We start from the raw sequence: 15,355 nt of genomic DNA, 5'->3' as shown, positions 1-15,355 counted from the left end.
TGCCATAATGTTCCGTGGCCCGTCATAATAAGGCCATCGGGACATATGATTCCTCTCTACAACTTGCCGGAGCGATTCTGTTGCTGTTTTCTTGAGCGGTGCCTGCTTCGGATCAACCTTGATTTCGGCTAGGAGGCCTGTGGCGCATGACGATGGACGGCAGAATGCTTTTCCTGCTTGTCCTTCTACCATTCCTCGGCAGCGCCATAACCGGATTGTTCAGGGGGGCTGACCGCAGCGGCTCGGCCTGGTTTACGGCAGCGATTGCGCTTGTCGCCTTTATCGTCACCGCCAGCCTCTACCCCATCGTGTCGGACGGAAAGGTACTTCGCGGCACCGTGGAGTGGCTTCCGGCCTACGGGCTCAATGTCACTTTCCGGATGGACGGCTTTGCCTGGCTTTTCGCGATGCTCATCACGGGCATCGGCCTTCTGGTCGTCATTTATGCGCGCTATTACATGTCGCCGGAAGATCCGGTGCCGAGGTTCTTCTCGTTCCTTTTGTCCTTCATGGGATCGATGCTTGGCGTTGTTCTGTCGGGCAATCTGATTTTGCTTGCGGTATTCTGGGAACTGACCAGCATCTTCTCATTTCTGCTGATCGGCTATTGGTATCACAATGCAAGCGCCCGTGACGGAGCACGTATGGCACTGACGGTGACCGGCATAGGCGGTTTCTGTCTGCTGGCAGGCGTTCTGATCCTGGGGCATATCGTCGGAAGCTACGATCTCGACAACGTCCTGGCGGCGGGCAACCTCGTTCGGACCCATCCGCTCTACAGCGTGGCGCTCATTCTGATCCTGCTTGGCGCATTCACCAAGAGCGCCCAGTTTCCGTTCCATTTCTGGCTTCCGAACGCCATGGCAGCGCCGACGCCTGTATCTGCCTATCTGCATTCGGCAACCATGGTGAAGGCTGGCGTGTTCCTGCTTGCCCGCCTTTGGCCGGTTTTCAGCGGAACTGAGGAGTGGTTCTGGATCGTTGGTTCCGCCGGTCTGATAACGCTTCTGATCGCGAGTTTCTTTGCGGTTTTCCAACAGGACCTCAAAGGTCTGCTCGCCTATTCGACTATCAGCAATCTTGGCCTGATCACGGTTCTGCTCAGCCTCGGAAGTCCGCTGGCTGCCGTTGCCGCGATTTTCCACATGGTCAATCACGCGATCTTCAAGGCATCGCTCTTCATGGCGGCGGGTATCATCGATCACGAAACCGGCACGCGCGACATGCGCAAGCTGAGCGGGCTGTTGCGCCCCATGCCTTATACTGCGACGCTTGCCATGGTGGCGAGCGCGGCCATGGCGGGCGTGCCGCTGCTCAACGGCTTCATTTCCAAGGAAATGTTCTTCGCTGAAGCGGTGGAAACCCACATGGCGTCGTGGCTCGATACGATCACGCCTTATGTTGCCACGATTGCGGGTATCTTCACGGTCGCCTATTCCGTGCGCTTTATCTATTCGACGTTCTTCGGGCCACCGCCGCATGATCTGCCGCGCGAGCCGCACGAGCCTCCGCACTGGATGCGCCGTCCGATCGAGCTTCTGGTCTTGCTTTGCCTGTTGATCGGCGTCGTTCCGGGTCTGTCTATCGGCCCGTTCCTGCATTCGGCTGTTCTGTCGGTGCTAGGCAAGGCAACGCCGGAATATAGCCTTTCTGTCTGGCACGGCATCAATCTGCCGCTGATGATGAGTATCATCGCCATGATAGGCGGCATTCTCCTGCACTGGATGCTGAAAAACTATCTCGCAAACAGCGAAGACGGCCCGCCGCTCTTCCGGCACTTGCAGGGGCAGCGTATTTTTGAGCGTGTTCTGGTGACCCTGTCATGGAATTGGGCGCGCAAGGCCGAAGCCTTTCTCAGCACGCGCCGTTTGCAGCCGCAGCTGCGTATCGTTGTCGTGGTGGCCGTATTTGCCGCCGCCTGGCCGATTTTCGCCTCCGGCCTGCAATCTGGTTCGCTCGGTCCGCAGCCGGTTGATCCTATCTTTGCCGGCCTTTGGATACTTGGCGGGGCCTGTGCCGTCGGCGCGGCCTATCAGGCAAAGTTTCACCGGCTGGCTGCACTCATTCTTCTGGGCGGGGCGGGGCTTGTTACCTGCATCACCTTCGTCTGGCTGTCCGCGCCCGACCTGGCAGTGACCCAATTGCTGGTCGAAATCGTCACCACCGTTCTGCTGCTGCTCGGCCTTCGCTGGCTGCCGAAGCGTTGGGAAGATCCCGATCCGCTTCCGGTACAGATTGGCCCTCGCATCCGCCGCTATCGCGATCTCCTGCTTGCCATCGGCAGCGGGGCAGGGGTGGCCGCCATCGCCTATGCGGTGATGACGCGCGTATCGCCCAGCAGCATCGGCGACTATTTCCTCGAAAACGCCTATTCGGGCGGCGGTGGCAAGAATGTCGTGAATGTCATTCTGGTGGATTTCCGCGCTTTCGATACGTTTGGGGAAATCGCGGTCCTCGGTATTGTCGGCCTTACGGTCTTTGCGCTCCTGCGTCGTTTCCGTCCTGCGCCCGATACGACCGGATCGACCGCCCAGCAGAGGATTCAGGATGCCTATGACGAGGCAGCGCCCGACCGCAAGGCCGGTGAAACACTGGCCGATTATCTGGCCGTGCCGTCCGTCATCATGCAATGGCTGTTCCCGGTCATCATCGTGCTGGCAGTGCACTTGTTCCTGCGCGGCCATGACTTGCCGGGCGGTGGGTTTGCTGCTGGCATCACGCTCGCAATCGCATTCCTGCTGCAGTATCTGGCATCAGGCGCGCGCGTGGTGGAGGATCGCTTGCGCATTCTACCATTGCGCTGGATCGGGCTGGGCCTGCTGTTTGCCGCCGCAACGGGCGCTGGATCGTGGTTCTTCGGCTATCCGTTCCTGACAACCTTCTTCCAGTATACGGAAATACCGCATATCGGAAAAATGCCGACAGCCAGCGCTCTGCTGTTCGATCTTGGGGTCTTTACACTCGTGGTCGGGGCTACCGTGCTCGTTTTGATCGCTCTCGCGCACCAGTCGCTGCGTAAACACCGTGTCGAAAAGCTCGCCGCAACGAAGGAGGAGAACTGATGGAACTCGTTCTTGCTCTGGCAATCGGCGTGCTGATGGCATCCGGTGTGTGGCTCATCCTTCGCCCCCGCACTTTTCAGGTGGCAATCGGCCTGTCGCTGGTTTCCTATGCCGTCAACCTATTCATCTTCTCGATGGGGCGCCTGCGCACCAATGCGGCTCCTGTGCTCGATAGCGGTGTTGACGTTCAGGCCACGCAATATACCGATCCCGTGCCGCAGGCGCTCGTTCTGACCGCCATCGTCATCGGTTTCGCAATGACCGCACTTTTCCTTGTCGTGCTGCTCGCTTCTCGCGGGTTGACACGTACGGACCACGTGGACGGCAAGGAGAACTGATGTTGGACTGGAAAACGCACCTCATCGTTGCTCCGATTGTCCTGCCGCTTGTCACGGCAGCTATCCTGCTGCTGTTTGACGAACGCAAGCGCAAGCTCAAGATGGCCATCAACTCCATCTCAACCCTGGGGCTGATCGCGATTGCCGTCACACTTGCAGGCATGGCGAGCGAAAAAGCGCCCGACGCTCTGGTTTACCTGATCGGCAACTGGCCAGCGCCTTTCGGCATCGTGCTGGTGTTGGATCGCCTCGCGGCCCTGATGCTGGTGCTGACGAGCCTGCTTGGCATGGCTTCGCTCAGCTTCGCGCTTGCCCATTGGCACAAGGCGAGCCCGCATTTCCATACGATCTTTCAGCTTCTGCTGATGGGATTGAATGGCGCATTCCTGACCGGCGACCTGTTCAATCTGTTCGTCTTTTTCGAGGTCATGCTTGCCGCATCCTACGGCCTTGCGCTGCATGGGTCCGGTCCGGCCCGCGTGAAGGCTGGCATGCATTATATCGCCGTCAATCTCGTCGCTTCGTCGCTGTTCCTGATCGGGGTCAGCCTGATCTATGGCGTGACCGGCACCTTGAACATGGCTGATCTCGCGCAGAAAATTTCGCAGGTCGCGCCGGAGGATCGCATGCTGCTTGAAGCTGGTGCGGCAGTCCTTGGTGTCGCATTTCTGGTCAAGGCAGGCATGTGGCCGCTCAATTTCTGGCTCGCCCCGACCTATACCGCAGCAGCAGCGCCGGTGGCGGCGGTGTTCGCCATCATGAGCAAGGTCGGCATTTATGTCCTTCTGCGCCTGTCGCCGCTGATGTTCGGCATCGGTGCCGGTTCCTCCTATGGCTTCGGCAATGACTGGCTTTATTTCGGCGGAATGGTCACCCTTGCCTTCGGCCTGATCGGGGTTGTCGCATCGCAGGCGATGGGACGGCTTGCCAGCTACAGCATTCTCGTATCTTCCGGCACATTGCTGGCCGCCATCGGCAGCGGCAACACCGCGATGACTGGCGCGGCGCTGTTCTATATGGTCAGTTCGACGCTCACCATCGCGGCGTTCTTCCTGCTCATCGAATTGATCGAGCGCGGGCAGGACGCCGCCGCCAACGTTCTTGCCGTTACCATGGAAGCCTATGGTGACGACGAGGAGGAGGAAGACGAGGACGAGATCGGCGCGGTGTTGCCTGCAACGCTTGCTGTTCTTGGCACGTTCTTCGGCATCTGCGCGATATTGCTGATCGGCTTGCCGCCATTCTCCGGCTTTATCGCCAAGTTCCTCATCCTTGCAGCCGTTTTCAATGGTGACGGTCCGACGCCACAGCTTGCAATGCCTGTCAGTCCGGCGAGCTGGGCACTGGTTGCGCTCGTTCTACTGTCCGGCCTCTCGGCACTGATCGCGATGACACGTACCGGCATACGCACGTTCTGGGCTTCGCTCGAAGGCAATGTGCCGCGCGTTCTGGTGCGCGAAGTCGTGCCGATCGCAGGACTTCTGGCAATCTGTCTGGCGCTGACAATCGCAGCCGGTCCGGCGATGCGCTACATGGATGAAACGGCGCGTTCGCTGCATAATCCTGCATCCTATATCAGCAGCGTTCTCAACGCGTCGCGCGCTGGCATGCAAACGGAGGAGGCACAGTGAAGAAAATCCTGCCTTACCCGCTTCTGTTCGCCTCGCTGCTTTTGTTCTGGTTGCTTTTGAACGGCTTCACGCGGGCGCAGCTTCTGCTCGGCGCGATCATCGCGCTCGTTGCATGCCTTATCATGACGGCCTTGCAGCCGCAGAAGAACCATATTCGTTCCATCCCGACGATGCTCTGGCTGTTTGGCGCCATAAGCTATGACATACTACAATCGAATATAGCCGTTGCGGGCCTCATCCTGTCTAACGGGCGCAAGCGACGTCCGGGCTTTGTCGTTATTCAGCTTGATCTGGAAAACCGCACGGCGCTTGCGGTCCTTGCCTGCATAATCACCGCGACGCCGGGTACGGCGTGGGTGGATTACAATGCCGCCAGGCGCGAGCTGACGATCCACGTGCTTGACCTGGACGATGCGCAGGCGTGGCGGGATACCATCAAAGGACGGTATGAGCAGCCGCTCATCAGGATATTCGGCGCGGCAGACATGGAAGAGGAGAAATCCGTATGAGCGCAGTTATCATCTTCTGGTCCCTGCTTGCTGCTCAACTGATGCTGCTCGGCGCCATGGCTTGCGCGGTCTACAGGCTGCTCGTCGGCCCGCGCGCGCAGGATCGCATTCTCGCAACCGACGCGCTCTATCTCAACGCGCTTCTGCTCCTGATCACGTTCGGCATACGCACAGGAAGCATCATCTATTTTGAGGCAGCACTGATTATCGCCCTTTTGGGTTTCGTCGCCACCGTGGCGCTTTCGAAATTCCTCATGCGCGGGGAGGTGATAGAATGATCAATGCCGGCGAACTTCCCGTATGGGCCGCCATCGTCATCTCTTTTTTTCTGGTGGTCGGTGCCTTCCTGACGCTTGTCGGATGTATCGGCCTCGTCCGCTTCAAAAGCTTCTACGAGCGCGTTCATGCTCCCACGCTCGGCTCGTCGTTCGGGGCGGGCGGTATCCTGATCGCGTCGATTATATTTTTCTCCATCTTGCAATCGAAGCCGATTCTGCATGAAGTGCTTATTACCGTCTTTGTGGTCGTCACAACGCCGGTAACGCTCATGCTGCTCAGCCGCGCCGTGATCCATCGCGACAGAACGCAGGACAGCAAGGAGCTGCCTTCATCTTCCGACCCGCTATAGGTCTGTTGGTATAAGCTTGAGGGTGCGGAGAGGGCGGAAAACTTGCGTTTTCCGCCGCACCAAATGGGGAAACCCGCTGCTCCGTGATGGGAGCGGCGACTGCTGCTTCCGGCCTGACCGGAGACCTGTTTTGGAGTTCGCTTCAAGACCGGCTATCCTGCCGACCGGAAACATTATCTGCCATTTGCCGAATCCCTGGCCTGACTGCCCATCGACTGCGGAGCGGAAGCGGTGGCCTGTCGTGTTTGGGACATTTGGAGGAGTGTCCCCGGGGCTGCGGCCAATTGTCCATTCCGGCTTTCGCCGGGGCAAGCGGATTGAAGGTTCGGGTTATTTGAATTATCTGAATTTCAGTAATTTCTGAAAATTCAGAATTTACGGGAGAGAGCATTTTGGAATTGTCGCCAATCGTTCAGTCGTTCGTGCTCCACTTCGGAGAAATGGGCAGCCGTTGGGGCATCAACCGCACCGTGGGGCAGATCTATGCGCTGCTCTATGTGTCGCCTGAGCCGCTTTGCGCCGACCAGATCGTCGATGCCCTTGGTGTGTCACGTTCGAACGTGTCCATGGGCATTCGCGAGTTGCAGGGTTGGAATCTGGTGTTGCTGAAGCACATTCCCGGTGATCGCCGTGATTTCTTCACGACACCTGACGATGTGTGGCAGATTCTGCGCACGCTCGCCGAGGAGCGCAAGAAGCGCGAGATCGATCCCACGCTGACTGTTCTGCGTGAGATACTGATGGAACAGCCGAAGGGTGACAGCGATCTTTATGCGCAGGATCGCATGAAGGACATGTACGGCCTGATCGAAAGGCTGACCAACTGGTACGACGACGTCAAGCGGCTCGATACAGACCGTTTGACCAGTCTTCTGGCGCTTGGCGCCAAGGTGACCCGCTTCCTTGAAACCACGGACAGGATCGTGGCGCTCGGGCGCGGGCGAACATCGGCCAAAAAGGAGCCTAAGCGAGAGTGACATCCGTTGTCCCCCGAACGGAAGCATTGACGGCAGAAGACGGCGAGGCGGCAGGCGACCAACAAGCTTCACGCCGTACGCAACGTCGTCCCGTTCCGTCCTTGCTGAAACGGGGGGCATATCTTCAGGCGCTGGCACCAGTTTTGTGGCTGCCGCAAGCGGGCATTCTGGCCTTTGCCATCGGACGATTGGCCGACACCGGCTTCGATATTTCCCTCTATTATAGCGCGGCAGGCGTCTTTATTCTTGGCTGCCTGCGCAGCCTTCTTGACGGTGCAGGCGCGGCAAACGCATTTGATGCTGCCCGGCTGGAGCTTTCACGGTTGCGGACCAATGCCGTTTCGGCTCTTGCGCAACGCTCACCGCTCGATGTGACGCGTCCGTCATCGGGCGAGGCGGCAAGTATTCTCGCCGAACAGGCGGAGATGGTCGTTCCCTATCTTTCGCGCTTCGTGCCCGTGCGCATTCGCGTCATGCTGGTTCCATTGGCGATACTTGCAGTCGTGTTTTGGTATTCCTGGGCCGCCGCGCTCGTCCTTATGGTGGCCGCGCCCCTGATACCGGTCTTCATGGCGCTGATCGGCTGGCGGGCAAAGGCTGCCAGCGAAAAGCAACTGGTCGCTCTTGGCGGCATGAACGGCTTCCTGCTCGACCGGCTGCGTGGCCTTGCCACTATCCGCACATTCCATGCCGTGGACGCAACCGCGAACCGGTTGCGCGAGAACGCCGAAACCCTGCGCTCCAAGACAATGTCGGTCCTGCGCATCGCATTTCTGTCGTCCGCTGTGCTCGAGCTTTTCGCCGCCATCGGCGTCGCCATGGTCGCGGTCTATATCGGCTTCCATTTGCTGGGGCAGCTCGACTTCGGAGCGTGGGGCCATAAGCTGACCTTGGCGGAAGGCCTTTTCGTCCTGCTTCTGTCTCCGACATTCTTCGAACCACTGCGCGATCTTTCAGCCGTCTGGCACGACCGCGCCGCAGGCGAAGCCTCTATCGACGCGCTGGAAAAGCTTGCCGAACACCCCATGTCGGTTGTCGGAAAGAGCGGAAGCCAGGCAGTAATTGGCGAGACTCCCACAGTTGCCTTGCACAATGTCGGCTTTGGTTACGGAACCGGAGCCACGGTTCTCGACGAATTCAACCTTCATATCGAGGCGGGCGAGCACGTGGCGCTGCTTGCGCCAAGCGGCTATGGAAAATCCACCATTCTGGCGCTTATCGCCGGGCTGACGGCTCCGCAGTCTGGCCGGGTCGAGATCGGCGGTGTTGAGCTTACCGACGAAACCGCAATTGCGCTTCGCGCAAGGATGAGCTGGATCGGCCAGAAGCCGCATATCTTTGCGGGTTCGGCCCGTCAGAACATCACGCTTGGCCGGCAAGCCGATCTGGAAACCACCAGAACCATCATCGACGACATGGCGCTCGGTCATGTTCCGGGTGTCACCGGGAACAGCCTTATCGGCGAAAACGGAGCCGGTATTTCCGGTGGCGAGGCCCTGCGGCTGGCTCTTTCCCGCGCGGCCGTCGATCCGGCTGCAGATATTATTCTGGCTGATGAACCCACCGCGCATCTTGATCAGGAAACGGCAACGCTTATCGCTGACAGCCTTCTGAAGCTTGCCAAAGGCAAGACGCTGATCGTCGCTACTCACGACGAAACTCTTGCGCGCCGGATGGATCGCATCGTCCGTCTGGATGGCAGCACGGAAAACTATCCGGTTTGGCAGAGAAGGGCGGCGGAATGAACGGTTTTCAGTCATTGCAGCCCATCCTGCGGCTGTTCTTCCAAACCAGAGGGACGGCGTTACTTGCCGGTATCGCGACGGCAACCGTAACCGTTCTCGCTGGCATCGCGCTTCTTGGCCTGTCGGGCTGGTTCATAACGGCAACGGCGATTGCGGGCCTGAGCATCGCCACGGCGGTTGTGTTCGATGTGTTCGCGCCCGCTGCCGGTATTCGCCTGCTGGCGATCCTGCGCACTGGCTCCCGCTATCTCGAGCGGCTCGTCACACATGATGCAACGCTTGCGATCCTCGCCGCCCTTCGCGAAAAACTGTTCCGCAGCTGGGCGCGCCCGAATGCTGCGAACACGCTTTTGAAACGTCCGGCGCGTCTCCTGTTCCGTCTGACCGCAGACATTGATGCGCTGGATTCGCTTTATCTGCGTGTGGTGGTGCCGGTCGGCGCTGCGCTTGCCACCGCCCTTGTGGCTGGTATCGCGCTTGGCCTAATGAATCCGCTTTTCGGGCTGCTGGTAGCGCTTGTCCTGCTTGTCGCGGGTCTTGGCCTTCCGCTTTTTGCGGCCCGCCGATCCGAAAAATCCATGCGGCAGCGCGCCAAAGGCACGGAGGCCCTGCGCGCCCGCACCGTCGATCTTGTTGCCGGGCAGACCGAACTTCTGATGGCGGGACGCCTTGAGGAACAGAAGCTGGCATTGGCTCGTGCGGATGGCTACGTCGCCGCATCGGATTGCAAGCTGAACCGCATAGAAATTGTTACCGGCACCGGTTTCGGTATCGTTCATGCGGCCCTGCTTGCTGGTGGCCTCGTGGCGGTTGGATTGCTGATGCAGGCGCAAACCATCGGCGCGCCTGTGGCCGCGCTTGGAATGCTGGTCATTCTGGGTGCGATGGAGCCTTTTTCGGCCTTGCGGCGCGGCGCGATGGAGCTTGGCCGCACCGTACTTGCTGCAAAGCGTGTCGCGCCTCAACTGACAGATGAGGCCAAAGCCGCACTGCCGCAATGGCCTGTGAAGGGGAGGGCCGTTCAGCTGAAAGACGTGTCCGTTCGTCGTGATGGTGCCGACCGCGATGCCCTGAAAAATATCACGCTCGATATTGCTGCCGGTGAGCGCGTTGCCATCGTTGGCACAAGCGGCGCGGGGAAATCGACGCTATTCAATCTCCTCGCCGGAGAAATCCCGACTGATCAGGGCAGCGTCGCAATGCTACCGGCACGGCTCCTCACGCAGCGGACGGAGCTTTTTCAGGACAGTATACGCGGCAATCTGCGGCTGGCGCGCGCCGATGCAGGCGATCAGGAACTGATGGATGCGCTGACTGCCGCTGGCCTTGGCACGTTTATCGCTGACCTGCCTGCCGGACTGGACGCAATGCTGGGCGAGGGCGGCATGGGTTTGTCAGGCGGGCAGGCGCGACGTCTGGCCCTTGCGCGCCTTTTCCTGACCGATGTTCCGCTCTGGCTGCTGGATGAACCGACCGAAGGTCTCGACGGTGCCACCGCCGAGGATGTTCTTGAACGCCTCAAGGCGCGGGCCGGTTCACACACACTGCTGATCGCCACGCATATACGCCGCGAAGCGCGAATTTGTGAACGGATCATTGTTTTAAATCAAGGCGCTCTAATTGAGTCCGTAAGTAAGGGGACAGTGCGCTTTGACGAAATCCTCGAAACCATGAGGTAAGCGATAACAGCACCGGCACTTGGACCGGTAGTTGGAATTGAAGCGGGAAAGTCTTCAAGAACTGCCCGCTTTCAAAAGGGGCGCGCTGGAAGCGCAGCTCATAACACCAGGAGGGCCGGGCAACCCGGCTTAAAGAGATGGAACTCGATATTGTCTCCCTGTCGCGATTGCAGTTTGCAATCACGGCACTTTATCACTTCCTCTTCGTACCTCTGACCTTGGGTCTTTCCGTGCTGCTTGCCATCATGGAAACCGTTTACGTTATGACGGGGCGACTCATCTGGCGGCAGATGACGAAATTTTGGGGTACGCTGTTTGGCATCAACTTTGTCATGGGCGTCGCAACGGGCATCGTGATGGAATTTCAGTTCGGCATGAACTGGAGCTATTACAGCCATTATGTCGGCGACATCTTTGGCGCGCCGCTGGCCATCGAAGGCCTTATGGCTTTCTTTCTTGAAGCAACCTTCGTCGGTCTTTTCTTTTTCGGCTGGGACCGCTTGTCGAAAGTTGGACACCTGATGGCGACCTATGCGGTCGCGGCAGGTTCCAATTTCTCGGCGCTATGGATTCTGATCGCCAATGGCTGGATGCAGAATCCGGTTGGATCGGCGTTCAATCCCGAAACCATGCGCATGGAAATCACCGATTTCTTCGCAGTCCTGATGAACCCGGTCGCACAGGCCAAGTTCGTGCACACGGTTTCCGCGGGCTACGTGACCGCTGCCATTTTCGTTCTCGGTGTCTCGGCTTGGTATCTGCTCAAGGGACGTTCCGTGGAACTGGCCAAACGTTCCATGACCATTGCGGCATCCTTCGGTCTGGCTGCATCGCTTTCGGTTGTCGTTCTCGGTGACGAAAGCGGCTATCTGGCCAACGAACACCAGAAGATGAAGATTGCGGCCATCGAAGCCATGTGGGAAACGGAACCGGCTCCGGCGTCGTTCACGGTGTTCGGCTTCCCCAACCAGGAGGCGCGTGAAACCCATTTCGCGGTGCATATTCCATGGGTCATGGGCCTGATCGGCACCCGCTCTCTCACGACCCCGATCCAGGGCATCAATGATCTGGTCCAGAACGCTGAAAACCATATCAGGAACGGTATCGTCGCCTATGACGCCTTGCAGAAAATCCGCGCGGCGGGCGATACGAGCGCCGTTCCGCAGGACGTAAAGGACGTTTTTGCCGATAACAGCCAGTGGATGGGCTATGCGCTCCTGCTGAAGCGCTATGTCGATGATCCGCGTCAGGCAACCGACGAGCAGATCACGCAGGCAGCCAACGACACGGTTCCCGGCGTCCTGCCCCTGTTCTGGGCGTTTCGCATCATGGTGGGTATCGGCTTTCTGCTGATCTTGCTGACCGGCACATTCTTCGTGCTGTCCGCACGCCGCGCGCTCGACCGCTACCCGTTCCTGCTTCGGATTGCCGTGTTTGCGATACCGCTGCCCTGGATCGCAGCCGAAATGGGCTGGGTCGTCGCGGAGTTCGGTCGCCAGCCCTGGGTCATCGAAGGCATATTGCCCACGGCAATCGGCGTTTCGAATCTCGGAGCATCCACCGTATTGCTGACGATACTTGGTTTCGTGGCGATCTATACGGTTCTCTTCATCATCGAGATGGGCCTGATGATCCGCGCCATCAAGGCTGGACCTGAACCCGACAGCAAGCCGGAAGCAGTTCTCGCCCCGGCCAGCATAGCACCTGCGGAGTAAGGATCATGATACTCAGCGATTTGTTGGACTATGAAACCCTGCGCATCATCTGGTGGTTGCTGCTCGGTGTATTGCTGATCGCCTTTGCCGCGATGGACGGTTTTGACCTCGGCGTCGACATTCTCCTACCCGCCATTGGCAAAACCGATGTCGAGCGGCGCATCATCATCAATACGATTGGCCCGGTCTGGGAAGGCAACCAGGTCTGGTTGATCCTTGGCGGCGGTGCCATTTTCGCCGCCTGGCCACCGCTCTATGCGGTGTCCTTCTCGGGCTTCTATCTGGCGATGTTTGCCATCCTGTTCGCACTCATCCTGCGTCCGGTCGGCTTCAAATATCGCTCCAAGCGTGACAGCGAGACATGGAAAAGAGGTTGGGACTGGGCGCTGTTCATCGGCGGTTTCGTTCCTGCCCTCATCTTTGGTGTTGCCGTTGGCAACGTCCTGCAGGGCATCCCGTTCCGTCTGGCTGACGACCTCCAGATATTCTACGAAGGCTCGTTCTTCGGTCTGCTCAATCCGTTCGCGCTGCTTTGCGGCGTGCTTTCGGTGACGATGCTCTCCATGCATGGCGCTTCATGGCTGGTGCTGAAGACGACCGGCGATGTCCAGGCGCGCGCGCGGTCCTATGGCAGCATCGCGGCCCTTCTGACGATCCTGCTCTATGTGCTGGCTGGCGTCGTCAGCTGGTTCTGGATTTCGGGCTACCGGATCACGAGCGCCATCGTCACGGATGGACCGTCCAATCCGCTGCGCAAGACAGTGGAACTGGATCACGGGGCATGGTTTGCCAATTATGCGAACTATCCAGTCCTGCTGATCGCTCCGGCGCTTGGCATTCTGGGAGCGCTGGCGGTCTTTGTGACACTGCGCAGCCGCCGGGAAATTGCACCGCTTCTGTTTGGAAAGCTGTCGATCTTCGGCATCATTTCATCGGTGGGCGTATCGATGTTCCCGTTCATCCTGCCGTCGTCAATCGATCCCCGTGCAAGCCTGACGGTGTGGGATTCGTCTTCCAGCCATATGACACTGTTCATCATGCTGGTTGTGACGATCATCTTCCTTCCGCTGATCGTCGCCTACACATCCTGGGTCTACAAGGTTCTGTGGGGCAAGGTGGACAAGAACATGATCGAAGATGACAGCAATCACGCCTACTAGAAACCGCTCTAATCGGAAAGGAAACAAAATGTGGTATTTTTCCTGGTTATTGGGGCTCCCGCTTGCAGCCGCTTTCGCGGTACTCAATGCCATGTGGTACGAGTTGATGGACGACCGGGCGCGTAAGCGTCTCGCCGCAGATCCGACTGCGGAACTGGCGCGCGAAGGCAAGAAACATCATTGAAGCGAAGGAAAACGGCCCGGAAACGGGCCGTTTTCATTGGTACTTCCGGCTCAAGGCTGCGGTATCGTCAGCTCCGCCACAAAATCATAGGCATCGCCACGATAGAGCGATTTTGTAAATTCAACGACGCGGCCAGACGGCAGATAGGAAATGCGCTCGATGGACAAGCCCGCATCTCCTTCCTTGACGCCGAGAATGCGCGCGTCCGGATCTTTGATGTTGCAGGCAGCGATGCGCTGGACAGCACGAACAGGCCGAAAGCCGGTGCGGCTCAGTTCGGCATAAAGCGATCCCTTGACTACGTCCGGGTCGGGCAGGATTTCGCTTGAAAGGCTGGCTCGTTCGATCGCCAGCGGCAGATCGCTCGCCATGCGCAGACGGCCAAGGCGGGCAACGCGGGTTTCAGAGGAAACACCGAGTTTCATCATTTCTTCCGGCGAGGGATAATAAAGGCCGCGTTCCAGCCATTTGGATTGCGTGGTAATGCCGCGACGTGCCATGTCTTCCGTAAAGGAGGTCAGCATCGAAAGCGATTGCTGCACTCGCTCGCTCGGACGCACGACGAATGTACCAGAACCATGGCGGCGCACGAGAAGCCCGGCCTTCACCAGATCGTCCACGGCCTTGCGTACCGTGACGCGGCTTATATTGGCATATTCGGCAATGTCGCGTTCCGGCGGCAGAGCTTCGCCGTCGACCAGTTGTCCGGCGCGGATCGCAGCTTCCAGCGATTGGCGCAGCTGCATGTAAAGAGGGCCCCCGGAAGACGGGGCGGAACCTTGCAGGTTCTTGGGCAGGAAGGCGCTGAAATTTCCGCTCATTCACGCGCCTTTCCATTTTGCGGCCCATATCGCTTCAGTGCGAGCTGTAAGGCGCCGGTTAAAGCATCCGCTGCAGGCTTGACGAGAAGTTTCTGCTGATGGGGCGGCAGCCATTCCACATAGAGCGGCGCCATGCCGCCAAGCAGGCTGATGCGTTCGGCACCCTGTTTGATCAGCATGTCGAGCGTTTCGCTGATATAACCGGCGGAACGTTCCAGCAGCATGCGTGCCGTGTCGTCGCCTTCGCTGGCATACTGGAAAACACGAGGAGCATATTTGCCGAAGTCGCCGGGTTTTGCCGTCCAGGCGAATTCAACCAGATTGTCGGGATTATTGTCGAACTCATCGAGAAGGTCGGTGGTCAGGCGCGTGCGCGGATGGATGCCATCATGCACAAGCAGGCTTTCCTGCAGCAGGCTTTGACCAAGCCGCGCGCCGCTGCCGAGATCGCTCAAGGGGAAACCCCAGCCGCCGACCGAATGAATATGGCCGTTTCGGCGCGTGATATAGGCCGTACCGGTGCCTAGAATGGCAACGATACCGTCCTGATCGCCAAGCGCGCCCTGCAGGGCGATCACCCCGTCAAATTCTACATTGGAGTGCGCGAAGGGAAGGCCCCGCTCTATCGGAAGGCCTGCGCCGACGACATTGCCGCCAGCGAGGCCGAGAACCGCGTGACTGGTTGCATAATGCACCTTGTCCAGTCCGGCATCCTCAAAAGCGTTGTCGATCGCCCCGATCACATTGATCAAGGCCGTCTGTGGATCGGTGACGATATTGGCAGAGCCGCTGCGTCCCGAACCCAGAATCGCACCATCGCTACCGGCTACAACAGCGCGGCATCCGGTGCCGCCGCCATCAACGCCAATGAAGAATTCAGTCATGAAGATACCTCCAGCTTGAAGA

General features: G+C 58.9%; 14 protein-coding genes. 12 read left to right on the top strand and 2 right to left on the bottom strand.

The features are described from left to right. Nucleotides 1-146 precede the first annotated feature (146 nt). The 12 genes from AC0TOF_RS18830 to cydX all read left to right on the top strand — a co-directional run bounded on the left by AC0TOF_RS18830 (nt 147) and on the right by cydX (nt 13,628). The gene (locus AC0TOF_RS18830) at nt 147-3,062 is read left to right on the top strand and encodes a monovalent cation/H+ antiporter subunit A (RefSeq protein ID WP_473769369.1); all 2,916 of its coding nucleotides are present in this window, start codon (nt 147-149) and stop codon (nt 3,060-3,062) included. Then, on the top strand, nt 3,062-3,400 hold the full coding sequence (locus AC0TOF_RS18825) for a Na+/H+ antiporter subunit C (RefSeq protein ID WP_121981542.1): 339 nt from the start codon (nt 3,062-3,064) through the stop codon (nt 3,398-3,400). Before AC0TOF_RS18830 ends, AC0TOF_RS18825 begins: the two co-directional genes overlap by 1 nt. A 2-nt stretch (nt 3,401-3,402) precedes the next feature. Continuing rightward, a complete protein-coding gene (locus AC0TOF_RS18820) occupies nt 3,403-5,031 on the top strand; it encodes a monovalent cation/H+ antiporter subunit D (protein WP_122002406.1) in 1,629 nt (542 codons plus the stop codon). After that, nucleotides 5,028-5,540 (top strand): Na+/H+ antiporter subunit E, encoded by a 513-nt coding sequence (locus tag AC0TOF_RS18815; protein WP_473769368.1) that lies wholly within the window; start codon nt 5,028-5,030, stop codon nt 5,538-5,540. Before AC0TOF_RS18820 ends, AC0TOF_RS18815 begins: the two co-directional genes overlap by 4 nt. After that, a complete protein-coding gene (locus AC0TOF_RS18810; protein WP_109988767.1) occupies nt 5,537-5,818 on the top strand; it encodes a K+/H+ antiporter subunit F in 282 nt (93 codons plus the stop codon). Before AC0TOF_RS18815 ends, AC0TOF_RS18810 begins: the two co-directional genes overlap by 4 nt. Further along, complete coding sequence (mnhG, locus tag AC0TOF_RS18805) at nt 5,815-6,168, top strand: monovalent cation/H(+) antiporter subunit G (protein ID WP_122002359.1); 354 nt, start codon at nt 5,815-5,817, stop codon at nt 6,166-6,168. The genes AC0TOF_RS18810 and mnhG overlap by 4 nt, the downstream gene beginning before the upstream one ends. 392 nt (nt 6,169-6,560) lie before the next feature. Then, nucleotides 6,561-7,145, top strand: a complete 585-nt coding sequence (locus AC0TOF_RS18800) for a GbsR/MarR family transcriptional regulator (RefSeq protein WP_473769367.1) — start codon at nt 6,561-6,563, stop codon at nt 7,143-7,145. Next, a complete protein-coding gene (gene cydD / locus AC0TOF_RS18795) occupies nt 7,142-8,890 on the top strand; it encodes a thiol reductant ABC exporter subunit CydD (protein WP_473769366.1) in 1,749 nt (582 codons plus the stop codon). Before AC0TOF_RS18800 ends, cydD begins: the two co-directional genes overlap by 4 nt. Further along, the gene (gene cydC, locus AC0TOF_RS18790; protein ID WP_473769365.1) at nt 8,887-10,569 is read left to right on the top strand and encodes a thiol reductant ABC exporter subunit CydC; all 1,683 of its coding nucleotides are present in this window, start codon (nt 8,887-8,889) and stop codon (nt 10,567-10,569) included. The genes cydD and cydC overlap by 4 nt, the downstream gene beginning before the upstream one ends. A gap of 137 nt (nt 10,570-10,706) precedes the next feature. Next, complete coding sequence (locus AC0TOF_RS18785; RefSeq protein WP_473769364.1) at nt 10,707-12,284, top strand: cytochrome ubiquinol oxidase subunit I; 1,578 nt, start codon at nt 10,707-10,709, stop codon at nt 12,282-12,284. A 5-nt stretch (nt 12,285-12,289) separates the two neighbouring features. Then, nucleotides 12,290-13,444 (top strand): cytochrome d ubiquinol oxidase subunit II, encoded by a 1,155-nt coding sequence (gene cydB, locus AC0TOF_RS18780; RefSeq protein WP_473769363.1) that lies wholly within the window; start codon nt 12,290-12,292, stop codon nt 13,442-13,444. A 28-nt stretch (nt 13,445-13,472) separates the two neighbouring features. Continuing rightward, a complete protein-coding gene (gene cydX / locus AC0TOF_RS18775; RefSeq protein WP_122002363.1) occupies nt 13,473-13,628 on the top strand; it encodes a cytochrome bd-I oxidase subunit CydX in 156 nt (51 codons plus the stop codon). Between the two features lie 50 nt (nt 13,629-13,678). Here the strand turns inward: cydX and AC0TOF_RS18770 are convergent, their stop codons facing one another. Both AC0TOF_RS18770 and AC0TOF_RS18765 read right to left on the bottom strand, forming a co-directional pair. Next, the gene (locus tag AC0TOF_RS18770; protein ID WP_121981535.1) at nt 13,679-14,449 is read right to left on the bottom strand and encodes a GntR family transcriptional regulator; all 771 of its coding nucleotides are present in this window, start codon (nt 14,447-14,449) and stop codon (nt 13,679-13,681) included. Further along, entirely contained in the window at nt 14,446-15,333 is an 888-nt protein-coding gene (locus AC0TOF_RS18765) for a glucosamine kinase nucleotide-binding domain-containing protein (RefSeq protein ID WP_473769362.1), read from the bottom strand. Before AC0TOF_RS18765 ends, AC0TOF_RS18770 begins: the two co-directional genes overlap by 4 nt. Nucleotides 15,334-15,355 lie beyond the last annotated feature (22 nt).

The sequence above is a fragment of the Ochrobactrum sp. PL_is501 genome (assembly GCF_055816895.1).
Note: the sequence above shows the minus strand (reverse complement) of the source record. Positions and strands in the feature narration are given on the sequence as shown.

Bases quoted from the DNA above. Each gene is read 5' to 3' on its own strand.
- AC0TOF_RS18830 (WP_473769369.1), top strand. From the start codon at position 147: ATGACGATGGACGGCAGAATGCTTTTCCTGCTTGTCCTTCTACCATTC.
- AC0TOF_RS18825 (WP_121981542.1), top strand. From the start codon at position 3,062: ATGGAACTCGTTCTTGCTCTGGCAATCGGCGTGCTGATGGCATCCGGT.
- AC0TOF_RS18810 (WP_109988767.1), top strand. From the start codon at position 5,537: ATGAGCGCAGTTATCATCTTCTGGTCCCTGCTTGCTGCTCAACTGATG.
- mnhG (WP_122002359.1), top strand. From the start codon at position 5,815: ATGATCAATGCCGGCGAACTTCCCGTATGGGCCGCCATCGTCATCTCT.
- cydC (WP_473769365.1), top strand. From the start codon at position 8,887: ATGAACGGTTTTCAGTCATTGCAGCCCATCCTGCGGCTGTTCTTCCAA.
- AC0TOF_RS18785 (WP_473769364.1), top strand. From the start codon at position 10,707: ATGGAACTCGATATTGTCTCCCTGTCGCGATTGCAGTTTGCAATCACG.
- cydB (WP_473769363.1), top strand. From the start codon at position 12,290: ATGATACTCAGCGATTTGTTGGACTATGAAACCCTGCGCATCATCTGG.
- cydX (WP_122002363.1), top strand. From the start codon at position 13,473: ATGTGGTATTTTTCCTGGTTATTGGGGCTCCCGCTTGCAGCCGCTTTC.
- AC0TOF_RS18770 (WP_121981535.1), bottom strand. From the start codon at position 14,449: ATGAGCGGAAATTTCAGCGCCTTCCTGCCCAAGAACCTGCAAGGTTCC.
- AC0TOF_RS18765 (WP_473769362.1), bottom strand. From the start codon at position 15,333: ATGACTGAATTCTTCATTGGCGTTGATGGCGGCGGCACCGGATGCCGC.